We start from the raw sequence: 4,942 nt of genomic DNA, 5'->3' as shown, positions 1-4,942 counted from the left end.
GGGCGCCTTCGTGCTGCTCGAACAATTGCCGTTGACGCGCAACGGCAAGGTGGACCGGAAGGCGCTGCCGGCGCCGGACGCCAGCCAGTTCCAGCGCGAATATAGCGCGCCGCAGACGGACACTGAGCACAAGCTCGCCGCGATCTGGGCCGAGGTGCTCAAGGTTGGACAGGTCGGCATCCACGACAACTTCTTCGAACTTGGCGGCCACTCGCTGCTGGTGGTGCAATTGCTGGCGGCGATGCAGCAGGCCGGACTGCAGACCGATGTCCGCACGATCTATGAGGCGTCGAGCCTGGGCGCGCTGGCAGCCAGAGTGGATGCATTGGCGGGTGCCGGCGAAGCACCCTTTGTTGCGCCGCCCAACCTGATTCCTCCCGTATGCGGACACATCGCGCCGGCCATGCTGCCACTGGTTGAACTTAGCCAGGACGAAATCGACCGCATCGTGGCCAGCGTGCCCGGTGGCGCGGCCAATGTGCAGGACATCTATCCGCTGGCGCCGCTGCAGGAGGGGATGTACTTCTACCACCTGATGCATCGCGAGAACGATCCCTATGTGCTGCCATCGCTGTTTGAGGTTGACTCGCGCGCGCAGTTCGACGCGCTGATCGAAGCGCTGCGCAAGGTCATCGCGCGGCATGACGCGCTGCGCACCGCGATCCTGTCCGAGAACCTGAGTGTTCCGGTGCAGGTCGTCTATCGCCAGGTCGATCTGAGTATTGACATGGTGGAGCTGGGCGATAGCGCCGATGCGCGGAGCGCGCTCGTCGGCCGCTTCTATCGTCCGATGGACCTGGCCGTCGCGCCGATGCTGCGCGTTAGCGCGGCGCAGTCCCCGCAGTCCTCCAAGGTCTATGTGCTGTTACATGCCCACCATCTGATCGAGGACGTGACCTCGCAGCTGATGCTGGTGTCGGAGGTGCAGGCCCATCTCGCCGGCAGCATCGACCACCTTGCGCCGCCCGTGCCTTACCGAGAATTCGTGGCCCATGCGCTGCACCAGGCCAGCAACAACGATGCGCAAGCCTACTTCAGCAAGGTGCTGGGCGATGTGACCGAGCCAACGGCACCGTTCAATCTGCTCGACGTACACGGCGACGGCAGAGATATGACGGAAGGGCACAAGGTGCTCGACGCGGCGCTGGCCAATGCGATCCGCCAACTGGCGAAGCAGCGCAAGACCAGCCCGGCGACCTTGTTCCATGCGGCGTGGGCGCTGGTGGTTGGTGCCTGCAGCGCGCGCGACGACGTGGTGTTTGGTACCGTGCTGTCCGGGCGCCTGCAAGGCACGGTGGGTGCGCGCAATATGCTGGGCATGTTTATTAACACGTTGCCGTTACGGATGAAGCTGGACGGCATCAGCGTGGACGCACTGGTGGCGCAGACCGAAGCGGCGCTGCGCGAGATGCTGCCATATGAACAGGCGCCGTTGTCGTTGGCCCAGCGCTGCAGCGCCATGGAACCGTCCGCGCCCCTATTTACCACCTTGATAAACTATCGGCACAGCGCCCTGAACCAGGAGACCGCGCAGGCGGAATCGGGTGGAATCGGATTGCTGCGCTCGGAGGAGCGCACCAACTATCCACTCAGTCTGGCGGTGGATGACTGGGGCGACGACTTCGTGCTGGCCGTGCAGGGCAATGCGCAGGCCGCGCCAGGCCGTATTTGCGGCTATATGCAGACGGCGCTGGAGAATCTGGTGCTGGCATTGGTGCAGGCGCCGCGCACGCCGGCGACCGCCGTGGAAGTGCTGCCGTCGCAGGAACGCCAGCAACTGCTGGTGGAATGGAATAGCACCGCGCAGGCTTACCCGCATGGGCAGACCTTGCACGGACTGTTTGAAGAACAGGCGCAGCGCAGCCCTGAATCGGTGGCCCTGGTGTTCGGGGACCAGTCCCTGACTTACCGCGAGCTTAACGCGCGCGCCAACGGTCTGGCGCATCATCTGATACGACTGGGTGTTGGCCTTGACGACCGTGTCGCCATCTGCGTCGAACGCAGCATCGACATGATCGTCGGTCTGCTGGGCATCCTAAAGTCGGGGGCCGCGTATGTGCCACTCGATCCGGTTTACCCGACCGACCGCCTGGCTTATGTAATGGAGGACTGCCAACCGGTCGCACTGCTGACCCAAGCCCGCCTGCGGGATCGCCTTGGCCTGTTCCAGGGCGTGCATCTTGCATGCCCGGTGCTGACGCTCGATGCGGACCGGCTGGATGATGCGGCTGGCGAGGCGTGGCCTGGCAATCCGGAACCATCCCGGCTCGGTCTTAGCGCGCGCAACCTGGCCTACGTAATCTACACGTCTGGCTCGACCGGCGCGCCGAAAGGGGTGATGATCGAGCACGCCAGCGTGGTCAACCTGATCCTCAGCTGTATCGACTGCTATGCGCTGACCAGCCAGGACCGTGTGCTGCAATTTGTATCTTTCGGTTTCGACAGTTCGATTTCGGAAATCTTCCCCGCTTTGTCGGTCGGGGCAAGAGTCGTATTGCGCCCCGCCGAGTTGAAGGTGCCGGACGAGCACTTCGTCCGCTTCCTGCAGCAGCAGGGTATCACCATGACGGACGTGCCGACGGCGTTCTGGCATCTGTGGACGCAGGAGGTGCAGGCCGGGCGTTGTCTGCCGGGCCAGGCGCTGCGCCTGGTCGTGACCGGCGGAGAAAAGGCCGACCTGCGGCATCTGGCCGGTTGGTTAGGCGCTGCGGGGCTGTCGCAGGGCCGCTGGCTGAATACTTACGGTCCGACGGAAGCGACTGTACATGCGACAACGATCTCCTTTGACGGCAAGTCGCCGCTGCCGAAACAGGACATCCCGATCGGCAAACCGATTGCCAATGCGCGCGTCTATATCCTCGATTCCCACCTGCGGCCGGTTCCGGTCGCGGTGGCTGGGGAAATTTATATCGCCGGTGCGGGCGTGGCGCGAGGCTATCTGAATCGCCCGGAACTGACGGCGGAACGATTCATCTCCGACCCGTTCGGCGGCCAGCATGGTGCGCGCATGTACAAGACGGGTGATCTGGGCCGTTGGCTGGCCGACGGCAATATCGAATACTTGGGCAGGAATGATTTCCAGGTCAAGTTGCGCGGCTTCCGCATCGAACTGGGCGAAATCGAGACAAGGATCGCGCGGCACGAAAATGTGAAGGACGCGATGGTGATCGTGCGCGAGGATATCGTCGGCGACAAGCGCCTGGTGGCCTACCTGACTGTGGTGGATGGGCGCGACGTTGCCGCTGCCGCGCTGCGCGAACACCTGCAGGCGAGTCTGCCGGAATACATGGTACCGGGCGCCTTCGTGGTGTTGGAGCGATTCCCGCTCACGCCAAACGGCAAGATCGACCGCAAGGCCCTGCCAGCACCGGACCAGTCCGCGCTGGCAACAGGGGAGTATGAAGCGCCGCAAGGTGAAGTGGAAGAAACGCTGGCCCGCATCTGGCAGGAACTGTTGGGTGTCGAGCGAGCAGGGCGCCACGATAATTTCTTTGAGTTGGGCGGCCATTCGCTGCAGGCAGTGCGGGTGGTGTCGCAACTGCGGCAGGCACTGGGCATCGAAGTGGCGCTGCGCGACGTCTTCATGGCGCCGACCCTGGAAGGACTGGCGCACGTGGCGGCACATGCCGCAGCGGCGTCCCTGCCGCCAATCGGCGTGGCCGAGCGCGGCGCGCCGGTGCCGCTGTCGTGGGCGCAGCAGCGTCTGTGGTTCCTGGACCGGTTCGACCAGGCGGCCGGTGCGGCCTATCATCTCCCTGCCGCGCTCAGGTTGCGCGGCACGCTCGATGTTGCGGCCCTGGGCCGCACGTTGGACCGCATGGTGGCGCGTCACGAAAGTCTGCGCACCACGTTCGCGAACATCGACGGCCAGGTGGTGCAGCTGTTCGCCCCCGACAATGCCGGCTTTATGCTGGAACAGTTCGACCTGAGCGCCCTGGTGGGCCACGAGCAGGAAGCCGCAGTGGCACGGCAGGCCGTGGATGAAGCAGTCCGTCCGTTCGACCTGTCAGCCGGCCCGCTGGTCCGGGGCCGCCTGCTCAGGCTTATGCAGGACGAGTACGTTTTGCTGGTGACCCAGCATCACATCATCTCGGACGGCTGGTCGATTAATGTGCTGGTGCGCGAAGTGAGCGCGCTGTACACGGCGTTCAGCCAGGGCCAGGCAGATCCGCTGCCGCCGCTGGCAATCCAGTATGCCGACTATGCGGTATGGCAGCGTAACTGGCTGCAGGGCGAGGTGCTGGAGCGTCAGCTCGGCTACTGGAAGGAGCGGTTGGCGGGCGCGCCGGCGCTGCTGGAGCTGCCGACCGACCGACCGCGTCCGGCCGTGCAGAGCTACGCGGGCGGCATGGTGCCGTTCGCGCTGTCGGCAACGATAACGGAAGGACTGCGGGCGCTGGGGCGCCGTCATGGAGCGACCCTGTTCATGACCCTGCTGTCGGGCTGGGCGTTGCTGCTGTCGCGCCTGTCGGGGCAGGACGATATCGTGATCGGCACGCCGGTGGCGAACCGGCAGCGCAAGGAGGTCGAACCGCTGATCGGCTTCTTCGTCAATACGCTGGCCCTACGGGTCAGGCTGGAGGACGACCCGAGCGTGGCGCAGTTGCTGGAGCAGGTGAAGGCGAATACGCTGGACGCCTACGCGCATCAGGACCTGCCGTTCGAGCAGGTGGTCGAAGCGCTGCAGCCGGTGCGCAGCATGAGCCACAGCCCGGTTTTCCAGGCTATGCTGGCCTTGAACAACACGCCGAATGATGGAGAGCTGTCGCTACCGGGACTGACGCTGTCTTCGGTGGACGCGCCCAGTACGACGACCCACTTCGACCTGTCGCTGGCGGTGACCGAAGCGGACGATGTCCTGTACGGCACGCTTGAATACGCCACCGATCTGTTCGATACCGCCACGATCGAGCGCTGGATTGGCTATTTCCAGCGCACCCTC

At 64.5% G+C, this 4,942-nt stretch carries 1 protein-coding gene; it reads left to right on the top strand.

Features of this window, described 5'->3' with window-relative positions; genetic code table 11:
- Positions 1 to 4,942, top strand: a 4,942-nt coding sequence (locus tag O0879_RS28480) for a non-ribosomal peptide synthetase (RefSeq protein ID WP_289920037.1), incomplete at both ends; no start/stop codon positions are given.

This window comes from Janthinobacterium sp. SUN120 (genome assembly GCF_030397735.1).
Taxonomy (GTDB): Bacteria; Pseudomonadota; Gammaproteobacteria; order Burkholderiales; family Burkholderiaceae_D; genus Janthinobacterium; species Janthinobacterium kumbetense.
The sequence above is the reverse complement of the archived record's forward strand: the minus strand, read 5'-3'. Positions and strand labels throughout refer to the sequence as shown.